The 20615-nt window shown below is 46.8% G+C and carries 16 protein-coding genes and 3 pseudogenes; 11 read left to right on the top strand and 8 right to left on the bottom strand.

What is annotated here, in order from left to right; all coding sequences use genetic code 11:
• The first annotated feature begins 156 nt into the window (after nt 1-156).
• The gene (locus tag RQN30_RS05600) at nt 157-1455 is read left to right on the top strand and encodes a hypothetical protein (RefSeq protein ID WP_353061615.1); all 1299 of its coding nucleotides are present in this window, start codon (nt 157-159) and stop codon (nt 1453-1455) included.
• Nucleotides 1456-1462: 7 nt separating this feature from the next.
• Here RQN30_RS05600 and RQN30_RS05595 read toward each other — a convergent pair whose 3' ends face one another.
• Nucleotides 1463-2542, bottom strand: a complete 1080-nt coding sequence (locus tag RQN30_RS05595; RefSeq protein ID WP_353061614.1) for an inositol-3-phosphate synthase — start codon at nt 2540-2542, stop codon at nt 1463-1465.
• A 531-nt stretch (nt 2543-3073) separates the two neighbouring features.
• On the opposite strand from RQN30_RS05595, the gene RQN30_RS05590 reads away from it, so the two are divergent.
• Nucleotides 3074-3667: a serine hydrolase domain-containing protein gene (locus RQN30_RS05590; RefSeq protein ID WP_491608705.1), complete on the top strand. Its 594-nt coding sequence runs from the start codon at nt 3074-3076 to the stop codon at nt 3665-3667.
• Between the two features lie 32 nt (nt 3668-3699).
• Here the strand turns inward: RQN30_RS05590 and RQN30_RS05585 are convergent.
• Nucleotides 3700-4514, bottom strand: a pseudogene (locus RQN30_RS05585) (exodeoxyribonuclease III).
• Nucleotides 4515-4624: 110 nt separating this feature from the next.
• Here RQN30_RS05585 and RQN30_RS05580 point away from each other — a divergent pair.
• The 3 genes from RQN30_RS05580 (at nt 4625) to RQN30_RS05570 (ending at nt 8057) form a co-directional block, all read left to right on the top strand.
• Complete coding sequence (locus tag RQN30_RS05580; protein ID WP_353061613.1) at nt 4625-6328, top strand: alpha/beta hydrolase; 1704 nt, start codon at nt 4625-4627, stop codon at nt 6326-6328.
• A gap of 207 nt (nt 6329-6535) precedes the next feature.
• Complete coding sequence (locus RQN30_RS05575) at nt 6536-7303, top strand: SDR family NAD(P)-dependent oxidoreductase (protein WP_353061612.1); 768 nt, start codon at nt 6536-6538, stop codon at nt 7301-7303.
• A 247-nt stretch (nt 7304-7550) separates the two neighbouring features.
• A complete protein-coding gene (locus RQN30_RS05570) occupies nt 7551-8057 on the top strand; it encodes a TrmH family RNA methyltransferase (protein ID WP_353061611.1) in 507 nt (168 codons plus the stop codon).
• Nucleotides 8058-8115: 58 nt separating this feature from the next.
• Here the strand turns inward: RQN30_RS05570 and RQN30_RS05565 are convergent, their stop codons facing one another.
• From RQN30_RS05565 to RQN30_RS05555, 3 genes are all read right to left on the bottom strand, one after another.
• Entirely contained in the window at nt 8116-8400 is a 285-nt protein-coding gene (locus RQN30_RS05565; protein ID WP_353061610.1) for a ferredoxin family protein, read from the bottom strand.
• 123 nt (nt 8401-8523) lie between these two features.
• Nucleotides 8524-9699, bottom strand: a complete 1176-nt coding sequence (locus RQN30_RS05560) for an FAD-dependent oxidoreductase (protein ID WP_353061609.1) — start codon at nt 9697-9699, stop codon at nt 8524-8526.
• The gene (locus tag RQN30_RS05555; protein WP_353061780.1) at nt 9633-9833 is read right to left on the bottom strand and encodes an NAD(P)/FAD-dependent oxidoreductase; all 201 of its coding nucleotides are present in this window, start codon (nt 9831-9833) and stop codon (nt 9633-9635) included. The genes RQN30_RS05560 and RQN30_RS05555 overlap by 67 nt, the downstream gene beginning before the upstream one ends.
• A 108-nt stretch (nt 9834-9941) precedes the next feature.
• On the opposite strand from RQN30_RS05555, the gene RQN30_RS05550 reads away from it, so the two are divergent.
• Entirely contained in the window at nt 9942-10175 is a 234-nt protein-coding gene (locus tag RQN30_RS05550) for a hypothetical protein (protein ID WP_353061608.1), read from the top strand.
• 93 nt (nt 10176-10268) lie between these two features.
• On the opposite strand, the gene RQN30_RS05545 is transcribed toward RQN30_RS05550, so the two are convergent.
• Both RQN30_RS05545 and RQN30_RS05540 read right to left on the bottom strand, forming a co-directional pair.
• Nucleotides 10269-10511 carry a hypothetical protein gene (locus RQN30_RS05545; protein ID WP_353061607.1) on the bottom strand — a complete coding sequence of 81 codons (243 nt, stop codon included), beginning with the start codon at nt 10509-10511 and terminating at the stop codon, nt 10269-10271.
• Nucleotides 10496-11980, bottom strand: coding sequence for a glycoside hydrolase family 13 protein (locus tag RQN30_RS05540; protein WP_353061606.1), 1485 nt, complete (start codon nt 11978-11980; stop codon nt 10496-10498). Before RQN30_RS05540 ends, RQN30_RS05545 begins: the two co-directional genes overlap by 16 nt.
• 620 nt (nt 11981-12600) lie before the next feature.
• Here RQN30_RS05540 and RQN30_RS05535 point away from each other — a divergent pair.
• Both RQN30_RS05535 and RQN30_RS05530 read left to right on the top strand, forming a co-directional pair.
• On the top strand, nt 12601-14748 hold the full coding sequence (locus tag RQN30_RS05535; protein ID WP_353061605.1) for an alpha-amylase family glycosyl hydrolase: 2148 nt from the start codon (nt 12601-12603) through the stop codon (nt 14746-14748).
• Between the two features lie 45 nt (nt 14749-14793).
• Nucleotides 14794-16085 (top strand): annotated as a pseudogene (locus tag RQN30_RS05530) (sugar ABC transporter substrate-binding protein).
• A 101-nt stretch (nt 16086-16186) separates the two neighbouring features.
• On the opposite strand, the gene RQN30_RS05525 reads toward RQN30_RS05530, so the two are convergent.
• The gene (locus RQN30_RS05525; protein WP_353061604.1) at nt 16187-16360 is read right to left on the bottom strand and encodes a hypothetical protein; all 174 of its coding nucleotides are present in this window, start codon (nt 16358-16360) and stop codon (nt 16187-16189) included.
• A 72-nt stretch (nt 16361-16432) separates the two neighbouring features.
• On the opposite strand from RQN30_RS05525, the gene RQN30_RS05520 reads away from it, so the two are divergent.
• The 3 genes and pseudogenes from RQN30_RS05520 (at nt 16433) to RQN30_RS12555 (ending at nt 20531) form a co-directional block, all read left to right on the top strand.
• Nucleotides 16433-17758 carry an ABC transporter permease subunit gene (locus RQN30_RS05520; RefSeq protein WP_353061603.1) on the top strand — a complete coding sequence of 442 codons (1326 nt, stop codon included), beginning with the start codon at nt 16433-16435 and terminating at the stop codon, nt 17756-17758.
• Between the two features lie 4 nt (nt 17759-17762).
• Entirely contained in the window at nt 17763-18692 is a 930-nt protein-coding gene (locus RQN30_RS05515; RefSeq protein WP_353061602.1) for a sugar ABC transporter permease, read from the top strand.
• A 1-nt stretch (nt 18693) separates the two neighbouring features.
• Nucleotides 18694-20531, top strand: a pseudogene (locus RQN30_RS12555) (glycoside hydrolase family 13 protein).
• Nucleotides 20532-20615: the final 84 nt, after the last annotated feature.

The following is a 20615-nucleotide window of genomic DNA, read 5'->3' as shown; positions in this document are numbered from 1 at the left end:
AAATCGATACTCGCTGTACAAACAAGAAACAGAAAAATCGTGCTTCCGGCAAAATTAAGATTAAGATAGCCTGCGAAAAATAAGATAGCCTGCCAAAAATGAGATAATCTGCCAAAATTAAGAGAGTCTGCGCCGCGATATGAGAAAGATGTGTGAATGGAAATAGAGGAAAGAAATTCAAGTTCGCAGTTTGCGCGAATCTGGTACTTTACTGCGCAAAATGGAAGCAAATTTGAATTTGTGGAGGCTCCGCTCAAGTATTTTCAAGAACGCGATCCGCAATGGCCGGGAAATCAGAAACACGGCCGGAAACCGGATGAAAATGAAGCAGCCGCTCTTAACCCAGAAGATGCCGGCGGAGAAAATTTCGCTGAACAAATGCTAACCGAATCTGAAGCTGCTGATCCGCCTGAAATTGAATCCGGCGGTGAATCTGCAGAACTCCCCGAAGGTGATAATCCAGATAGTGAATCCCAGGTTAACCGCGAGAAACTCCAGCGTTTAGCAAAAATCCTCAGACGGCTTGCTAATCTGAAAAGGCTTCCGGAAAAGCAGCGTGAGAAGATTTTAGAAACGGCAATACGTGCAGAAAATAATGCGCTGATGCAATTCGGCGTATTTTGCGATGGAAAAACGATTTTTCGTTCCGCCTACCCGGCAGCTGCAAAGCTTGCAATAGATTCTGATTTCCAGATTGATTCTGATCTCCAGCTTGATTCTGATATTGATACCGGCACCGTCGCTCCAGAAGATACAGATACCAACGTGAGTGCAAATTCGGATCAGGATTCCGGCGAAAATTTTGCATCTAATCCTTATAAATATGATGCGCGGCAAATGGTAAGAACGAAACCGCGGTTTGTGATTGAGGCCGGGCCTTTCGGTGAGATTGTGAGTATTTTCTATGAGACGAAAAATGATGTCTACGCACTCACTCCGCCGCCAGGCTCTTTTGCGGCGGAGCGTGATGAAATTCTGCGTGCTTCTATTTGGAAGAAACTTGTTTATCCGATTGCGGGAGGTTTGGGGAAAGTCGGCTGGGCGCTGGCAGTACTCGTAATCAGTCCGGTGATGGCGGCGCTGCTTGCCCCGGTGTTAGAGTTTCTGGGATGGCTTTTCGCCCCAATTATCAGCTTCTTTGCATGGATTTTTGCGCCGATTGGAACATTCTTCGCCTGGATTTGGAACGGTATCGTTTCTATCCTTTCCATTATTTTCACGCCAATTGGCAGATTTTTTGCTTGGATTAAATCTCTTATTCCCGAAATCCGGATTCCATTCCCGCAGATAGATTTACCGCCCTGGCTTGACTGGATAATCGCGCATCCGAAACTTTGGATGCCGATTGTGACGGGGATTGTGATTGGGTTTTTCGGTTACCGCCGTTACCGCAAATCTGAAAAACATCGGAAAAAATCTCGCGGCGGAGATGAATCAGATCCGTCAGACGTTTAGCGCGGTTTCAGCGTTCAACTTCACCGCGGATAAATGCTTCGACGGATTCGCGCGCAATATTATCGCGGCGCTGTTCAGGCGGAGATTTCATTAAGTATGATGCGGCAGAAAGAAGCGGCCCGCCAATTCCGCGGTCGAGTGCAATTTTCGCAGCCCGCAGTGCGTCGATTACGATTCCGGCAGAGTTTGGTGAATCCCAAACTTCAAGCTTATATTCCAGCTGAATCGGGACTTCGCCGAAAGTAGTCCCTTCAATTCGGACAAATGCGAACTTGCGGTCATCAAGCCATGGTACATAATCAGACGGACCGACATGGATGTTGTGTTGGTTGACGTCGCCGGTCATATTAGAAGTGACAGCATTGGTTTTTGAAATTTTCTTCGATTCGAGACGATTCCGCTGCAGCATATTTTTAAAGTCCATATTCCCGCCAACATTTAGCTGATAGGTACGGTCAATCCGGACTCCGCGTTCTTCCATCAGACGCACAATATCACGATGTGAAATAGTAGCTCCATACTGTGATTTAATATCGTCTCCCACAATCGGCACGCCCGCAGCCGTAAATTTTGCAGCCCATTCCGGATTCGAAGCAATAAACACCGGCAGACAGTTTACGAACGCCACGCCCGCGTCAATTGCGCATTGTGCGTAGAATTTGTCTGCTTCTTCTGAACCTACCGGCAGATAGGAAACCATTACATCAACCTGTTTATCGCGCAGTACCTGCACCACGTCTGCTTCCGGAGCGGCAGATTCTGTAATCGTTTCACGATAATAATCGCCAAGACCGTCGAGAGTTTTCCCGCGCAATACTTCTACACCCAATACCGGCACGTCAGTAAATTTAATCGTGTTATTTTGACTTGCCCAAATTGCTGCAGCCAAATCTGTGCCGACCTTTTCGGCATCAACATCGAATGCGGTTACGAATTCAATATCGCGGATGTGATATCCGCCGAAGTCTGCATGCATTATTCCTGGTACCGAAGCAGTATCTGTACTATCGCGATAGAAGTGCACGCCTTGAACCAGTGAGTTTGCGCAGTTTCCGACGCCCACAATCGCCACGCGAATTTTGCTCATAAACAAGTCTCCTTTTAAATAGTCAGCGGAAGCGGCAATGATTCCACCCGGTAATAATTCTGCTACGGAGCGAATGTGTTTTTCAATCAAGAATCATGATAACACCCAAACGGCAGTGAATATGCATATTTTCAGCCGGAAGTTTTGCCGGCTTTGCTGAGATGAATACTCGTTTAATATCTCGAAGTTTAAGTGCGCTGCAAATCATTCATTTCCAGCTCAGGTTAGCTAAGCTGGAAATATGAAGTTTACGCCGCTGCCTGCAGACACATTTCCATTTGAAGTCGCCTACGCTGTGCTGTGTATGAAATCCGAAAATAGCAACAGTGCCGTCGAAAAAGGTTTATCTGAATCCGGAACAGGTTTCGATCCTGAAAGCAATACTCCGGAGCTTGCGCTCCTTGTCGGAGACCCGGATAAAACATTTTCTTTAGCGTCAGTTACAAAACCAATCGCAGCTTATGCAGTGCTTGCGGGGTTGAACGCGGAGATTTCCCGCTTGAAGCTCCTGCTGGGCCGCAAGGTGCAACATTGGCGCATTTACTTTCTCATGCTTCGGGATTGCCGTCGATGCCTGGCGAACCGATTGCACAGCCGGGGAAACGGCGGATTTATTCGAACTATGGTTTTGATGTGCTCAGCTCGTGGGTGCAAGAGCATACCGGAAAGCCGATATCGGCTTATATTCAGCAAAATGTGCTGAATCCTCTGGGTATGGATACCACTGTGATTCCCGGTTCGATTGCTTATTCCGGGCGTTCAACTCTTGATTCTTTGATTCGTTTTGCGGCGGAATTGCTTCAGCCAACACTGGTATCTTCCGAATTATTTACAAAAGCGACGGAAATTGCTTTTAATAATATTCCCGGAGTGCTTCCCGGTTACGGGCGGCAAGAAAACAATGCGTGGGGGCTGGGCTTTGAGATTCGTGCTCAGAAATCTCCGCATTGGCTTGCGCCTGATTTTTCCGCGCACAGTTTTGGGCATTTCGGGCAGTCCGGCTCATTTATCTGGGTTGATCCGCAGGTGCGGAAAGCTGGAGTATTCCTCAGTAATCGTAATTTTGGGCAGGATCATATTATGCGTTGGGGCGATCTCACTGCGCAAATGCGCGCTTTGAATTAGGGCATCGCCGGTCGAAAATTTAGATACGGAATTTATGCAAATTCGATAATCACCGGCACGTGGTCTGAAGCCCCTTTGCCTTTGCGCTCATTGCGGTCAATTTCTCCGCCGACGGCACTCGCAGCGAGCGCGGGTGAAGCATAAACATAGTCGATCCGCATTCCTTCGTTTTTGGAAAACGCAGTTTTTGATAGTCCCAGAAAGTATAGTTTGCGGCAAATTGGCGTGAAACTTCATGCATTCCGGCTTTCTCGAGAGCGAAAAATGCGGTGCGTTCAGGCTGACTCAAGTAGAGTCCGTCTTCCATTTCACGCGGATCCCAGACGTCTGCATCTGTGGGGATAACATTCCAATCTCCGGCAAAAGCAAAGCGTTCCGCAGGATTGGCGGCAAGTTTTGCTGCAGCGAAGTTCTGCAGCTGCGTGAGGAAGTCGAGTTTATAATAGTAGTGCGGATCGCCGACGGCTCGCCCGTTTGGAATGTACAGGCTCCAAATTTCGGCGCCATCGATTTCGGCGCCGATTGCACGTGCTTCTGGTTCGCCAGGGAAATATTTTGCTTCGCTGTCTGGTTCTGGGGTGCCTTTTTTGAAACCGGGCTGATTTGGGAAAGCGGTGCGCACATTTTCGAGCGGCAGGCGCGAAATTAGTGCTACGCCGTTCCATTGATTTAATCCGTGTGCAGCTGCTTGATATCCGTGTGCCTGTAGTTCAGCGGTTGGAAATTGTTCTGGTTTGCACTTTATTTCCTGGAGTGCGAGTACATCTAAATCGTGCCGTTTTAACACATCAATAATGCGCTGGGTTCGGGCGCGGGCAGAGTTAATATTCCAGGTAGCTAGTTTCATGATTTCTATTTTATTTTATGAAAGTTTGATTTTGGGAAAATGTTAATTTGTTTAAGATTATTGTGAGTTAAATTAGGAATTGTGCAAATAGTCGAGACAAAGGAGTTCTGATGATTGATAGTCGTTTGTCGTTTATAAAAACGGGAAAACCTTTACGCGGAACGATCGTAGCTTTTCATGGGGTTACCGATAGTGCCGCGTCGTTGATGGATTTAGCTGAACACTACAACTCTGATTGGGAAGTAATCCTTGTTGATACGCTTGGGCATGGGCTTTCGGAGCGGTTTAGTGAAGCCGATCTAAAAGATCCGTTCGCGGCGATGGTACGCGCAGCAGAACATACATTAATGCAAATTGCATCCGGCACTCCGACTGGGCGGGTTGTGCTTTGCGGGCATTCTCTTGGCGGGGCAATTGCGGCGAAAACAGCATTCGATTTCCCGCATATAGTGCAAGCTTTAGTGTTGGAAGATCCGGCATTGCTTACCGCAGAGCAGTTTGCAATGTATAAGCATAGCGCACGCATGCTTGTTGAAAAGCAAGAAACTGTAAGCCGCTATCCGTCGCAATCTATCGAATCGTTGCGGGAAGCCTATCCAAACTGGCCGCCTATTGAATACCTTGGATGGGCGCAAGGAAAAATGCAGGTAGATTTAGATTTTATCGCTGCAGGCGTTGTTGGAATGAAAGGCCGCGAAATTCTCCAAACACTATCAGTGCCGACACTCTTGGTTACTGGTGATGGGGATGATGTGCTGTTTGGTGAAAGCGGACTTCAGGAAGTGCTGAAATACGGTAATCCGAATATCCAAACGATAAAAATTTCTAATGCTGCACATACTGTGCGTCGTGATCAGAGTGCAGATTTTTATCATGCCGTTGATTCGTTTTTTGATCAAATAATTACTCATTCACAGTTCGCAAATAGCAATTATTATCTAAATCCGGAACTAGTGCCGGTGATTGCGCAAACGCCCGAGCAAACAACATGGAATCCTGCGGCAATACGGGATAAAGGTGATGCGCTTTTTGGAACCGGCGTTCCGCTTCCGGATAATGCAGAAGTTACGGATGTTAAAACGGGTGCGATTTTCAGCAGGATAATTCAAGAGCCCGGCAAAACCCCGGAGAGAGTTGTGTTTGCAATTCATGGAGGAGGATATGTTGCTGGCCGTGCGCGCTTTGATGATTTACGGAATACGGAAATTGTTTCGGAATTGGCGGGCACTGTTGCGGTTTCGCCTGAATATCGTCTCGCTCCGGAAACTCCTTATCCGGGGGCAGTTGAGGATTGTATTTCCGCTTTGAAGTATTGTTTTGAAGTTTATCCAGATTTACCTGTTTATGTGTATGGAGATTCCGCTGGAGCCGGGTTAGCTAATCAAATGCTGCAATTGTGCGATGAAACATTAGTAAATAGTTTAGCTGGTTTAATTCTGCTTGAACCTTGTATTGACTCAAGCATGTCTGCACGCTCTTATACGACTTTTTCTCAAGGTCCAATCTGGACGCGTGATGCTGCCGCGTCTGCATGGGCAGCCTATCTCGGAGATCGGGATAGGGCTGAATTGATAGCTCCAAATGTGCTTCCGCATGGTGTGCCGCCAACGATCATGTTCGTTAACCCCGCAGATCCGCTTCGTGATGAAGCTCTAACTTGGGCAGCGAAGCAAATTGACCAGGGGGCACAGTTATCGATGCATTTGTTTGCCGGTACATTCCATGGAGCATTATCGGTATCAGGTACAAAAACATGGACGAAAGTATTGACGCAAATTAAAGAGTTTGTATCAGAAATTGAAAATAAAAACTAGTTAAACGGGATATAGGCGGTGTTTGCTGCGCGGCGGATGAACATACAATAATGCGCAAAGAGTGCGCGGCAATAAACAAAATAAACATTGCAGCCTGGTAAGCTGCAATGTTTAGTGTTCGTCGATAATTTGGCCGATAACCGCGGATCGGATATTAAATATGTGCAGATTCTGTTAATAACGGAAACATCCACTACTCTTATAGTTATGGGTAGAGCACTTATTACGGGCGCGAGCTCTGGGCTGGGCACTGAATTTGCCTGGATTCTCGCGGCAGAAGGAAATGATCTGGTTTTAGTGGCGCGCAGTGCTGCACGGCTCAAAGACTTGGCTGAAGATATCCGGCAAAAAGCAAATGTGAACGTAGAAGTTTTGCCGGCAGATTTAGCGCGCGCCGACGGAGTAGAGCGTGTGGCGAACCGGTTGAAAGAGTCCGAAAGCCCCGTCACGCTGTTAGTAAATAATGCGGGTATGGGGCTTGGGCAAGAGTTTGTTGGCGGATCTGCAGCAAAAGAACTCGGTGCGGCGAATGTGATGATCAACGCGGTAATGCTGCTAACTCATGCAGCGCTCGGTGCGATGACTGCGCGTGGGCGCGGTACCGTCATCAATATTTCTTCAATTACCGCACTTACTGCGCAAGGTACATATTCTGCAGCGAAAGCGTGGGTGAAGACTTTTACTGAAGGGCTTGCATGCGATTTGGAGGGTACAGGTGTGAATGTGACAGCTGTGCTGCCGGGGCTGATGCATACTGAATTTCATCAACGCGCGAATGTTGATTCGCAGCAGTGGGCTGAATGGATGTTCCTTAACGCGCATGACGTAGCGAATGCTGCGCTCAATGGGGCACGCCGTCGGCAGGTGATTGTAGTGCCGTCTTTACTTTACAAAGCAGCATATTGTGCGTTGAAAATTGCTCCGCGTGCTTTAGTGCGGAAGGTGGCTGGTCCGAAAATGTCGGGCCGGTTGTAAGGTGATCGTGCGCTGATTGTAGACTTAAACGTATGGAAGATGGAAAACAGCGCAGGCAAGAATTACCGTCATTAGAAATCCCGTATGAAAAACTTAAATTAGGCGAACGGAAGAGTAAAAAGACGGTGCTTGACCAAAATAGTCCGGATTATCAAACCCAAATCGACGGCGTTGGCCCTTGGGAAGGCGAATTCCCAGATGATCCCCGATTAGATTTACAGTTGCTGCGCGAGGAGATCATCGCAATGTGGTTGACAAATACCGCTACTGGTCAATTGAAGCAATCCGGGAAGATCTTGCAAAAACACGTTCCGAACTGCAGATTGCAATCGAGAATCTGGAACATGATTTGAACATTGGGTCAATCGTGCGCACCGGAAACGCTTTCAATGTTGGCGGAGTACATATTGTTGGGCGGAATAAGTGGAATCGGCGCGGTACGGTAATGACCGACAGATACATGGAAGTATATTCCCATCCAGATCCGAATCATCTTGCCGCATGGGCGCGTGATAACAACTATGTGCTGGTAGCGGTAGATAATCTGCCGGGATCAACGCAGCTGGAAAAGACGGAACTGCCAAAACGCTGCCTGCTCGTATTTGGGCAGGAGTCAAATGGGCTTACCCCGCATTTGCTGGAGCAATGCGATAAAGCCGTGTATATTCCGCAGTTTGGTTCGACGCGTTCAATGAACGTGGCAGCTGCGGCTGCAATTGCAATGCACTGGTGGGTTGCGCAATATCGCGTCTGAACGAAACTCGGCCGAGATTTATTCGTCTGGTCACATGTTTTCAGCCGATGTTTGAGTTTTAACCTTGGGTATACATTACCCCATATGCACCGCGCGGATAATGCCAGCTGAGTGCGCCCTCGGGAGCGATTTGCCGGCAAGTGCCGCATTCTAAACATGCAGCATATTCGGCTTGGATTGCGCCATGTGAATCACGTGAATACACACCGGCTGGGCAAACTTTGATCAACGTCTCGCCGATACCGGCGAGCTGAACGAGTTGTTGATTTATCTGGATATGCCCAATCTCGTCAGTTTCAAAATTTGTATGTGCCAAATGTTGGTGTGAAGCAGATCGTGCCATCGTAAAAATCCAAATCTTTTGCGAAATTAATACTTGTGTCTGTTGCTGCGTTACTCGTTACGGCATTGATACGGTTAATTGTAACGCGTGTTTTGCGCTCTGGAGCGGGCGTGAATTTTCCGCTCAAAAAGCACGCAGTGCTGCGATTCCATCACGTGCTGCCTGCGTCAACTTTACGCCCGTATTTTGCAGAGCGGTAAACGCAATTTTTCGAAGCGGTTTGCGCGGTTGTAAATCAATGTTGTAAATCCCGTATAACGTATCGGCAAGCATTTGCCCATAATTTTCAAAAATTCGCGGATTTTCGAGAAATTCGGGAAGATGTCTCGCATGATCTAAATCTGCGCCGAGCCAAGAAGCTGAAATTTCTGCGCGATACTGGCTCATTGCTGCTGCCGAAAAATTGTTGGCAGTAAGCGCATTATCGGCTGTTTTGGCTGCACAGAGAGCACTTTGCACAGCCAAATCCATTCCCCGGATTGTGAAACCATTGTTGATTGTAAAACCAGCCGCATCGCCAATGATCAAGAAGCCAGGTGCGCTAATTGGTTGCGCGACCATCGCGGGTCCGTTTTCGATCGTCAAATGGCAGCCGTATTCAATTGGCTGTGCGTCTTTCAAATACGGGATGATTGCAGGATGATTTAGAAAATGGTCGTGAATTTCGGCTGAGCTGAGCCCTTTTGCTTGGAGATCATCAAGCCGAAGCACCACTCCAACTGAAATTGTGTCATGATTCGTGTAAAGGAATCCGCCGCCGGCAACACCTTGTGTCGCATCACCGACAAAAGCGAATGCTGCACCGTCTGCGGGGATGCTGTTGGGAGTATCGGCGCCGTCGTGAGTATTTCGCCCAAGGTTGAATCGTTCCGTAATTTTTTCTGCCGGCAGTTTGTACACTGATTTCACGCCGACGGCAAGATTCTGATCAGGCTGTTTTTCGCGGATTCCTGCTTCTTGGGCAAGAAAGGAATTTACGCCGTCGGCTGCAATCACGATATTCGCGGTAAGCTCCTCTTCGCCTGCAATAATTCCGCAGACTTCCCCGGCTTCAGTGTGAAGCAGCTGATCAACTTTCACGCCGGGCATCAGCATTACGCCGGCTGCTTCAGCTTGATCAGCAAGCCAGGCATCAAGTTTTCCGCGCAGTACACTGACGGCATTAACTGGATTTGCGAGCCGATTATCCCAATAGTCGATATTTACATGTGAATCGTTGTTGAGGAAAGAAATTATATTGCGAGTAATTTTGCGCTCGATTGGAGCTGCTGTGAGAAAATTGGGGAAAATCTGCTCCATGATGCGCGAATAGAAAATTCCGCCTGAAAGATTTTTTCACCCGGCGTCTGCCCGCGTTCAATCAATGCCACATTATGGCCTTTGCGCGCAAGATCGATTGCCGCAACGGAACCAGCTACGCCAGCGCCGACGATGATTACATCAAAATCGGGAGTGAAATCAGCGGGCTTGCTAAAATTTGCAGGTTCGCTGAAAGCGGCAGCGGCAGTAGATGAGCTTGCGGGGATTTTCCAGCGGCGGTTATGGCAAATCTTGTGCCGATTTTCTTAGCGATTTTGCCTAAATTGCAGGACGTTTTGGCTGCGTTGCGCGGAAAATCTGCTGCTTTGGCAGAAATCCGCTGCAAAAAATTGACGTCATGCTTTTCTTTTTGGCATGCACTTTATATCGCCTTTACCTTTCTTTATCAGAAATTCCCGATGAGCATTGCGAGCTGTTCACAAAATATTTGCAAATCGTATTCGTCCTGCTCTTGATAATATCAGGGAGAAAAATTTTCGGTGGTGCCAGGCGTGAAATACGCAAAACACCACCGAAAATAAAATTTGCAATATAGAAATTGCTGAGATTTATTCCTTGAGCAGATACCAGACGGCTGAGTTTGCCGGCAGTACTGTATCGATCGCTGTGGAAGCGAGCAGGATCTGCGCATTTTCCGGAATTGTCACGGGCTCACGAAAAGCTATCAGGATATGTACATCAGATCTCCCGTCAATCCGGGAAACATAATGCAAATGGTTTATTTCGCTTTCATCAGCGGGCGTGAGGGCATAAAACAAAGCAGCCTGCCCGAGTTTTAATTTTTTGCGCAAGGCATACATTTTTGGAAGAAAGAAAGTGCCGAGGCGGAATCGCTATTTTGCTTATCGACAGCTATTTCTGCCCATTCTGCTGGTTGTGGAAGCCAGGAAGTTCCGTTTGGCGAAAAACCGAATGCGGGGAGGCTAGCTTCCCAAGGCATTGGCACACGCTGCCCGTCGCGACCGGCTTCGTTCCCGTTCGTCCGGAAAAATGCGGGATCTTGCCGGTATTCATTTGGAAGAGTGGTATGTTCGGGAAGATTTAGTTCTTCACCCTGATAAATATAGCAAGATCCGGGAAGTGCGCTTTGGAGCATGTGTGCAGCAAGAGCACGCTGTTTTCCGAGAATCAGATTCGGCTGTTCCGCATGAGCAAAAATTCCATTACTACTTTTCCCGGTATCCGATAGACCAAAGCGTGATACGGCACGAACTACGTCATGATTTGAAAGTACCCAGGTAGCAGGTGCGCCAACAAGATCCAGCTCGGTGAATGATTCGGAAATCACTTGATGATATGCGGATGCTGCAAATGGGGCGCAGAGGAATGGGAAATTGAAACTCTGGCTCATTTCGTCTGCACGCACATACTTTGCCATTTCGGAGAGCGGATCAACCCATGCTTCTGCTACAAGCATCCGGTCAGTGCCGTATTCGTCAAGTACTTTGCGCCATTGCCGGTAGATTTCGTGTACGGCAGGCAGATTCCACATTGGCGGGTGCGGCACATTTTCGGCAAGTTCGCTTCCGCCATTGACCATTTCCCAATGGAATTGCCAGTTTGGCAATTCCGGATCTTTCACTAATCCGTGCGCTACATCAACTCGGAATCCTGCTACTCCATGATCGAGCCAGAAACGAAGAATATCGCAGAATTCTTCGCGGACGGCAGGATTTTCCCAATTCAAATCAGGTTGGCTCTCGTCGAAGAGATGCAAATACCATTGCCGGTCATTTTCCCACGGGGATCCGGGCGCATCGGCGCGATCACAAATCCGCGTCCATGCCGAGCCGCCAAAAATTGAGAGCCAGTCATTGGGTGGGTTTTCTCCATCTGCTCCACTGCCGTCACGGAACCAGTAGGATGCCCGTTCGGGGGCGTCTTTTCCGCCGCGTAATGCTGCCTGAAACCATCCATGCTGATCGGAAGTATGGTTTGGCACGAGATCTACAATCACGCGTAAACCGAGTTCATTAGCGCGTGCAATCAAAGCAAAGGCATCTTCGTTTGTGCCAAACATTGGATCTACTTGCCGGTAGTCGGCTACATCGTATCCGCCATCTTTTTGCGGTGAAGTGTAGAACGGGGAAAGCCAGAGAGCATCAACGCCAAGACGGGCAATATGCTCAAGCCGGTTCGTGATCCCGCGCAAATCGCCGACGGGTCCTTTGCTCGATGCGAAGGACTTTGGATAAACCTGATAGATCACTGCGTCTTTCCACCATTCTTGGTGCGGGAGTGAATCGTGAATTAATTGCAATTTGTGTACCTAACGTTTGGAGTGAGTGTCTTTCTTTGGTTTCAAGCTGTGAGAGCTACTATATGGGCTTGATCTAGAAATCCTGCCATGTGAGCTTAATTTACATAATTTTCCCGTAGGGTTGCATGGATGAAATTAGTTTCGTTGGAAACCTGCAAAAACTATTATGAAAATTTGCGTGGAAAAGCGATTTTTCTAATGCGGTGATTGATTTTTGAAAATTTATGCGGACTTCGCTAGTGAACGTGAACTGCATAAGTAATTGTCGTCATCAGAAAAAGCTTCCTAATAATAAATACTCTCTCGCCTATGAAAGCTGACGAAGATATTTTAAGGACGTGTGCTTGAATGTGCTGTGCAGGAAAGATTTCTTGCAAGAATCTTGCAGAATCTGTTTTGCGGTCTCCTGCCTTAAATGCAGTGTTTTGTTGATATTTCAGTATTTGTAAGTGTTTCGTGAAGATTATCTTACAAATTTTTCAGGGATTGTTTCACACAAATCTTGCATAAGTAATTTCTCTAGTTGAATGGCGATAATGCGGTTCTATAATCAATTTCAAGTAGTTTGGTACAAACGTGTATGGACTTAATACTTGCGGCAAAGGAGCCTCAATGAAAAAATGAAAACAACTATTTCCGGAAGCTTTATGGCTGTTGCCGCATTAGCGTTTTCTGGATTTGCGGCAGTTAATAGTGTTCCGCAGGCATTTGCTTCACTGCAGACCTGCAGTTCTTCTTCGGTTGAAAATGTCTCTAATTATGAAGGGGATTTAATCTATGAAGTTCTCGTAGATCGTTTTTATGACGGTGACCCAAATAATAATAATCCGTACGGGAAAAACAATAGTTATGACCCGGAACATAAAGATATAAACCGCTATTTCGGCGGAGATTGGAAAGGGCTCACTGAAAAACTACCTTACTTAGCAAATATGGGAGTAGGGGCAATTTGGATTTCGCCGCCTTATAACAATCTTGATGACCCTTATCTTGAAAACGGGAACTATTACAATGCGTATCATGGTTACTGGGCAAAGGATTATTTTGTGCCGGACGAGCATTGGGGAAGCTGGGCTGATTTTGATGCGTTAGTTTCAGCGGCGCATCAGCAAGGAATTAAGGTTGTAATTGACTTTGCGCCTAATCATACTAACCATACAGATTCAGTTGAAAATGCTGCTCTTTATCGGGAAGGGAAACTGGTTGGGCGTTACAGTGATGATATTGGCGGACAAGGTTTATTTCATCACCTCGGGAATCGCGCAAATAATGATTCGACGCTTTTCGATTACCAATTCAAAGATTTGGCAAATCTAGCAGATCTTTCTACTGAGAATTCTTTTGTGCAAAATTATCTGAACGATGCAATCGATGTTTGGCTTCAGCACGGTGTAGATGGAATCCGAAACGATGCTACGTTACATCAGTCGCAGGCGTTCCGTACTGTATTTTCTGACCATGTAAATGGTGCAAAACCAGTTTTTCATTTTGGTGAATATTTCATTTCTACGCCTGATTCCAAGTATGACGATTATCGTCATTCGCCTGAGGCCACCGGAATCAATATTCTCGACTTTGAATATGCAAATGTGGCGCGTGATGTTTTTGGTCCTTTTACAAAAAATATGCACGATCTTGCTGGCATGCTTGAACGCACCGAAAATGATTACTGGCATGTTAATGATGCAGTGACTTGGCTTGATTCGCACGATAAGGAACGTTTGTACTCGCTGCAGTCAAATAAAGGTATCTTCCATACGGCACTTGCATTTTTAATGACGAGCCGCGGTACTCCGGTAATTTATTACGGAACGGAACAATACATGCCAGGTCCAAACGGAGATGCTGGGAGAACTTGGATGACAAGTTTCAACCAGGAAACTGAGGCATACAAGCTTATTGCAGATTTGGCAAAACTTCGCAAGGAAAATTCTGCTCTTCGATATGGTGATACTGAAGTTCGCTGGAAAAATAATGACGTTCTAATCTTTGAACGGACTTTCGGAGAAAATACTGTCGTTGTTGCCATTAATCGTTCTGGAAGTAATTTCAATATTTCTGGTTTGAAGACATCACTAAGTAATGGAATCTATGAGGATGTTTTGGGCGGACGCCACTCGGGAAATAATATTTCTGTTTCAAATGGCGACGTTGCTCCATTTGATCTTGGTCCATCAGAAATTGGTGTCTGGAGTTCAGTGAATAAATCTTCTGTTCCGCTGATTGGAGCTGTTGGAAACTCAGTAGCTAAATCGGGTGACATCATCACTATTGACGGTGAGGGGTTTGGTAATGTTTCTGGTTCCGTTTCAGTTCTTGGTAAGAAAGCAAAAATAAGTTGCTGGAGTCCAGAACAGGTGAAAGCGATTGTACCGGAAGGTGTATCTGGAACAGGGGCAGTGAGTGTTTCCGTCGATGGAAGAAACTCAAATAATTTCTCTTTTAAGGCACATTCAGATTCGCAAGTTCAAGTTATTTTCCATGAAAATGTGCAAACCAACTTAGGTGAGCAGGTTTATGTTGTCGGCGACGTGCCTGAACTTGGAAATAATGACCCCTCGAAAGCAATTGGGCCGATGTTTAACCCGGCATACCCTGAATGGTTCCTGCCAATCGCTGTTCCAGCTAACCGTGACATCTCATTTAAGTTCATTAAGAAAGATTCGAGCGGAAACGTAACTTGGGAAGGTGGATCCAGCCATATTCTTCACACTCCCACAGTTAAACAAGGGGCTGTAGATTCACCCCACTATTCTTGGCAATTCTAAAAATTATCACTCACTTTTATTGGAATTCTGAAAGGAGACAAAATTATGAAAACAATGAAACGAGTATCTGCAGTAATGGCTGCAGCGGCACTGATATTTACTGCGGCAGCTTGCTCTGGTGGTGCGGAAAAGAAAACTGATGCAGACGCTCCAAAGGAAGAGCAGCAGAGCGAAAAAGCTGAAGATTTGCAGCGTGCAGATGCCGATTTAGTGATTTGGTGTGATAACGACCGTGCGCCAATTATTCAGAAGTATGCAGAAGAGTTTGCAAAAGAACGCGGATTGAAAGCTGCGATTCAGGTCAGCGGCGATGTGCGCAAACAATTTGAAACCGCCTCGAAAGTTGGGAAAGGTCCAGATATTATTATCGGCGCTCATGATTGGCTTGGCGGATTCGTACAAAATGGTATGGTGAAGCCGCTTTCCGTGGGCGACGGAATACTGAGCAAGTTCTCGGATACCGCAGTTACAGGTGCGAAATATGAAGGAAAAGTTTACGGCCTTCCCTATGCGGTTGAGAATATTGCGTTGATTCGGAATAAAGCATTGGCACCAGAGGCTCCGAAGAGTATTGACGAAATGCTTGCGCATGGTAAAGCTTTGCAAGATCAAGGAAAAACTGATCGGGTACTGATCCAGGAAGTATCAAAGTCAGGAAATGCTTACTATGCATATCCGTACCTTTCTGCATACAAGGGCGGTATTTTCGCAGTTAAAGACGGACAGTTTGATTCAACGCAGGTGATAGTTGATTCACCAGAATCAAAGATGGGTGCTGAACTGCTCGCAAAACTTGGTAAAGAAGGCGTGCTCTCAACAAATATCTCCGGAGACAATGCTAATGCACTCTTTGCTGAGGGCGTACTCCATACATGATTTCTGGCCCGTGGGCTGTGGAAAGCGCGAAGAAGGCTGGAATTGATTACGGCATCAGCTCACTGCCTACCGTCCCGAATGGCGGTGCAATGCAGCCATTCGTAGGTGTCCAGATGTTTTACGTATCTGCTCACGCGGCAAATCCTGGTGTAGCGGAAGAGTTTTTGCTTGAAACGCTTCCAAATGAGCAGCTGCAAGTAGAACTCTTTAACGTTGGGCATCGTGCGCCTGCGCTTAAGTCTGCGCTGGAAAAGGTATCCGCAAGTGATAAGGATATTATCGCTTGGTTCGAAGCCGGGAAAGATGCGCTTCCGATGCCGAATATTCCAGCAATGAATGCTGTGTGGGGTCCTCTCGGGCAAGCCTCGGCAGATGTGATTTCTGGAGCTGCGGAGCCTGGTCCGCGCTTTGATGCAGCAGCAGAAGAAATTCGGAAAGCGATTGCGGAGTCAAAGAAGTAATTCGCAGATTTAACGTGAACCGATATTGCGGGGTGCTGTGCTTGAGGAATGGCACCCCGCAATCGGAAATATGAGGGAAGGCAAATAATGGACGATGTGGTTCAAAAGCCGAGGCGTGCGCATTTAGAACGCAGGCTGGCAAATAAAACTACCGGTGCAGTAATTGCAGCGATTATAAAATGGGTTATTCTTGCACTGATCGCGATCATTGCAGCCGGTGTGATCACGGTGCTATTGCCGCAAGGCAGCTGGATTGGAATCATCATCGTTTCCATCATTGTGCTCTTTGCATTTCTAATTTACGGGTCAAAAAATTCGTGCCTGCAAAATACTTTTATGCAGGAATCGTGTTACTTATTGCGTTTCAAGTGTGGCCCACAGTTTTCACGGTGCTGATTTCATTCACGAATTATGGAGACGGGCATCTACTGACCAAAGAAGAAACGATTGCAAAAATAGAAGCTGATTCGTTTCAGGAATTTCCTAGTTCACGCCGATATGAACTGACGTATCTCAGCTCAAATGATGTAACTGATACAAATATTTATGCACTTTTGAAAGAAGAGCAGACGGCAGAATATTTTCTCGCTACAAAGGATTCGCTGAAGCCGGTAGCAAAAGATCTTGTTGATACGGATAGCTCAGGGAAAGTAACTGAGTTTGCCGGATATAAGATTCTGCAGGCGAAAGATATTGGCGGACGAAAAGATATTCAAACTTTCAGTATTCATATCGAAGATCGGATTATCCGTCCGCTTGGCATCAAATCAGCAATCGAGGGGCGGCCAACGCTGCAATACGACGCACAGGCTGATGTGATAAAAAATCTCGAAACAGGCAAAGTTTATGCTGCAGATGATGGATTCTGGCGAGCTGATGATGGAGAGACGCTAGCTCAAGGCTGGTATAAGCAGGTTGGTTGGGAGAATTTCGCAAGAATCATTGAGAATCCGACGATCCGGAATGGGTTTGTGTCAATTTTTATTTGGAATGTAGTTTTTGCTTTCTTGTCAGTAGTGACTACTTTCTTGCTTGGTCTGCTCTTTGCATTGATTTTTAACTCAAAGCAGCTGCATGGAAAGAAAATCGGCAGAGCACTCTTAATTTTGCCTTATGCAATTCCTGGATTTGTGACGGCATTAGTTTGGCGTTCAATGTTTAATCAGGAATTTGGATTAATTAATACGCTGTTGAATTTGAATATTGATTGGCTTGGAGATCCGACGGCTGCAAAGTTCGCGGTAATCCTTACGAATTTGTGGTTAGGTTTCCCGTATATGTTCCTTGTTTGCACTGGAGCATTGCAGTCAATTCCGCATGATATTCAGGAAGCTGCCACTCTTGACGGAGCTTCAAAGTTCAAACGCGCAGTATATATTACGATGCCGTTGCTGCTCGTGGCGGTCGGACCTTTGCTGGTAGCCAGCTTTGCATTCAATTTCAATAATTTTGGCTTGATTTATCTTTTGACTGACGGTGGTCCGTTCACTGGAAATAATACTTCGGTGGGTGCTACGGATTTGTTGATTACTTATGCGTTCCGGATTGCATTTGGCGGATCTGGAAATGACTATGGACTCGCATCTGCGGTTTCGCTCGTGATCTTCTTTATCGTTGCAGCAATGGGTGCAATTGGATTTGGAAGAACCAAAGCTTGGGAAGAAATGAGATAGAGCAATGAAAACTACTGCTATTGATTCTGCGCGTGATAATGCGCCGCGAAAATTTTCACGCCCTGGAGCGGATGCGGTATCGCAAAAGAAACCGTGGAAGATTTCTTCTCTTGGGCTGCATCTGGCAGCTTTAGCTGCCTTGTTTTGGGCATTGTTCCCGATTATTTTCGTTGTCTCTGCAGCCTTTAACCCTGCCGGCACGCTTTCTACTACTGATCTCATTCCGCGTGCGTTTGGCTTGCACAATTTTCAGGAGCTGCTTGGTTCAAGTTCGCGTCCGTTTGGGATGTGGTTCATTAATTCATTGGTGATTTGTACAGTAAATTCGACAATTGCCGTGTTTATTGGAGCTCTTTCGGCGTTCGCTTTTTCACGCATGCGGTTCAAAGGGCGTCGGCAAGGATTGATGCTTCTGTTGTTGATTCAGCTGTTCCCGGGTACATTGTCATTCGTTGCGCTTTATATGACTTTCGATCAGATCGGTGATGTAATCCCGCAAATCGGCTTAAATACAACTACGGGTTTGATTCTGGCATATTCGGCTGGCTCAATGGGCGCAAATATCTGGCTTTTGAAAGGGTATTTTGATACCGTCCCAAGCGAGATTGATGATGCGGCTGCGATTGATGGAATCTCGCATGTGCGTTTCTTTTTCCAGATTATTGTGCCGCTTACCCGGCCAATATTGGTGACGGTATTTATTCTTTCTTTCGTTTCGTTTTATTCGGAATTCATGTTGGCAGGGCTATTCTTGCAGGATGCTGACAGACAAACTTTGGCAGTTGGATTGAATGCGATGCTCACGGCTGACCGGAATGTTTACTTTGGTCAATTCTGTGCCGGAGCTTTGCTTGCGTCTATTCCGGTCGTTGTCATTTATTTCTTGTTCCAAAATGAACTTACTGGCGGGCTGACTCAGGGAAGTGGAAAATAAAATGAATAAAATTCTGATACATCATGACGCTTCGGATTTATATCTCACAAAAGAATCTGTCGCTAACGGTTGGAATCTTAAAATTAGACTCCGTTGCGGCACAGATTTACCAATTGACCATGTACTCCTCCGGACACTTATCGATGGAGAACCGTCGTTTACACGTGGCGAACGGATTGCGAATGAGGGTATTGGGATGAGCGGTCAATGGTGGGAAGTGAACGTATTTACGAAGCTTCCGCATTTTACGTACCGCTGGCTGATTACCTTTGAAAATAAGGAAATGCTTTGGCTCAATGCTGAAGGGATCTGGAACCGCACGATTCCAGATCATGCAGATTTCAGCGCTCGGCTTACAGGGCTCGCGCCGTTGGCACATTTGCAATCTTCGGTTTATCAAATATTCCCGGATCGGTTTGCGCGTTCAGCACAAACGCAAGTGCGAGGTTTACCTGCGTGGTCGGCTGGGTGGCTGGGTGAAAATCCAAGTGAGTGGGATGAAGACGCGGCGCAAACGAAGCTTTTCGGCGGTGATTTGTGGGGTGTCATTGAGCATTTAGACTATATTCAGGAAATGGGCTTTGACACGATTTACTCTACGCCTTTCTTTGAAGCCAGATCTTCGCATCGCTATGATGCTCATTCGTTTGAGCATGTAGATCCAAATCTGGGTGGAGATGAAGCCCTGATTGCTTTAATTGAAGCATGCCACCAGCGGGGAATGCGGTTTCTGGGTGATTTGACCACGAATCATACGGGGTAACGCATGAATGGTTCAAGAAAGCAGTTGCTGATCCCGATTCAGTTGAACGAGATTTTTATTTCTTTGCAGAAGACGGAAAATATGCTGCTTGGCTTGGTGTCGAGACGCTACCGAAACTTAACTATGATTCGCCGCAATTGCGGGAGCGGATGTTTGGGCCAGATGGCGTGGTGCAAAAATATTTGAAGCCGCCATTTAATATGGACGGATGGCGCATAGACGTTGCAAATATGACTGGACGTTTTGGAACCAGTGAACTGTATGAGAGTGTGGCGGAGGAGTTGCGTGCCGCTGTTGACGCTGCTGGTGAAGATAAAATACTGGTTGCGGAACATGCACATGATTTCGCGCAGGATATTCGCGGCGGAACTTTCCACGGTGCAATGAACTATGCCGGTTTTACCCGTCCGGTATGGGAATGGCTCGTTGGTACGTTGAAAGCGCCGATTTTTATGGGGTCGCCAGTGCCAGTCACTACGCAATCGGGTCTGCAATTCGTGGAGACTACCGCAGATTTTTCGGCACAAATCCCGTGGAACGTGAGAGCTGCCTCTTTCAATTTGATTACGTCACATGATACTGCGCGGCTGATGGATATTGTGCAAGATCCAGTGCGGGCTGCTGTGGCGATGGTACTTTGCTACACGATGCCGGGTGTGCCAATGGTGCTTTATGGAGACGAACTCGGATTGGGAAGCGTAGGAGATTTCAACTGCAGAGTTCCGATTCCTTGGGGTGATCTCGCAGGGCAAGCGATTGATTTGCGTCCGCTTTTGCAGACACTTGGAGATCTGCGCAAGAGCGGACCAGCGATTGCTTTCGGCAGCCTTCGCTGGATTCATATTTCTGAAGATGCAATCGTCTTTATCCGCGAACACTCAGAGCAGACTGTTTTAGTGTGTCTGGCTCGTGATGGGGCGAAGCAAATTGCGTTCAGTGATTCATTCTTCCCCTGCCGTCGCCCAGATGAAGTTCTGATCGGTGCGCTTTCTGCAGGCAGCGAAGGTGAGCAGGTAGTGAATACCGAGAATGGAATCGCTATCGTTACCTGGCAGGGTGCAACATTGTGTGAATAGGTGCATAAACGAAAAACTGAATTAATGAATACGTTTCAGATGAATGGAACCGATTTTTCAAGAAATCTGGCTCGTGTATCTGGG

The organism is Arcanobacterium hippocoleae, from assembly GCF_040360365.1.
Taxonomy (GTDB): Bacteria; Actinomycetota; Actinomycetes; order Actinomycetales; family Actinomycetaceae; genus Arcanobacterium_A; species Arcanobacterium_A hippocoleae_A.
This window is presented reverse-complemented; position numbering and strand designations above follow the sequence as displayed.

Bases quoted from the DNA above. Each gene is read 5' to 3' on its own strand.
- RQN30_RS05595 (WP_353061614.1), bottom strand. From the start codon at position 2,542: ATGAGCAAAATTCGCGTGGCGATTGTGGGCGTCGGAAACTGCGCAAAC.
- RQN30_RS05600 (WP_353061615.1), top strand. From the start codon at position 157: ATGGAAATAGAGGAAAGAAATTCAAGTTCGCAGTTTGCGCGAATCTGG.
- RQN30_RS05580 (WP_353061613.1), top strand. From the start codon at position 4,625: ATGATTGATAGTCGTTTGTCGTTTATAAAAACGGGAAAACCTTTACGC.
- RQN30_RS05575 (WP_353061612.1), top strand. From the start codon at position 6,536: ATGGGTAGAGCACTTATTACGGGCGCGAGCTCTGGGCTGGGCACTGAA.
- RQN30_RS05565 (WP_353061610.1), bottom strand. From the start codon at position 8,400: ATGGCACGATCTGCTTCACACCAACATTTGGCACATACAAATTTTGAA.
- RQN30_RS05535 (WP_353061605.1), top strand. From the start codon at position 12,601: ATGAAAACAACTATTTCCGGAAGCTTTATGGCTGTTGCCGCATTAGCG.
- RQN30_RS05525 (WP_353061604.1), bottom strand. From the start codon at position 16,360: ATGGAAACGATGATGATTCCAATCCAGCTGCCTTGCGGCAATAGCACC.
- RQN30_RS05550 (WP_353061608.1), top strand. From the start codon at position 9,942: ATGGCAAATCTTGTGCCGATTTTCTTAGCGATTTTGCCTAAATTGCAG.
- RQN30_RS05515 (WP_353061602.1), top strand. From the start codon at position 17,763: ATGAAAACTACTGCTATTGATTCTGCGCGTGATAATGCGCCGCGAAAA.
- RQN30_RS05560 (WP_353061609.1), bottom strand. From the start codon at position 9,699: ATGGAGCAGATTTTCCCCAATTTTCTCACAGCAGCTCCAATCGAGCGC.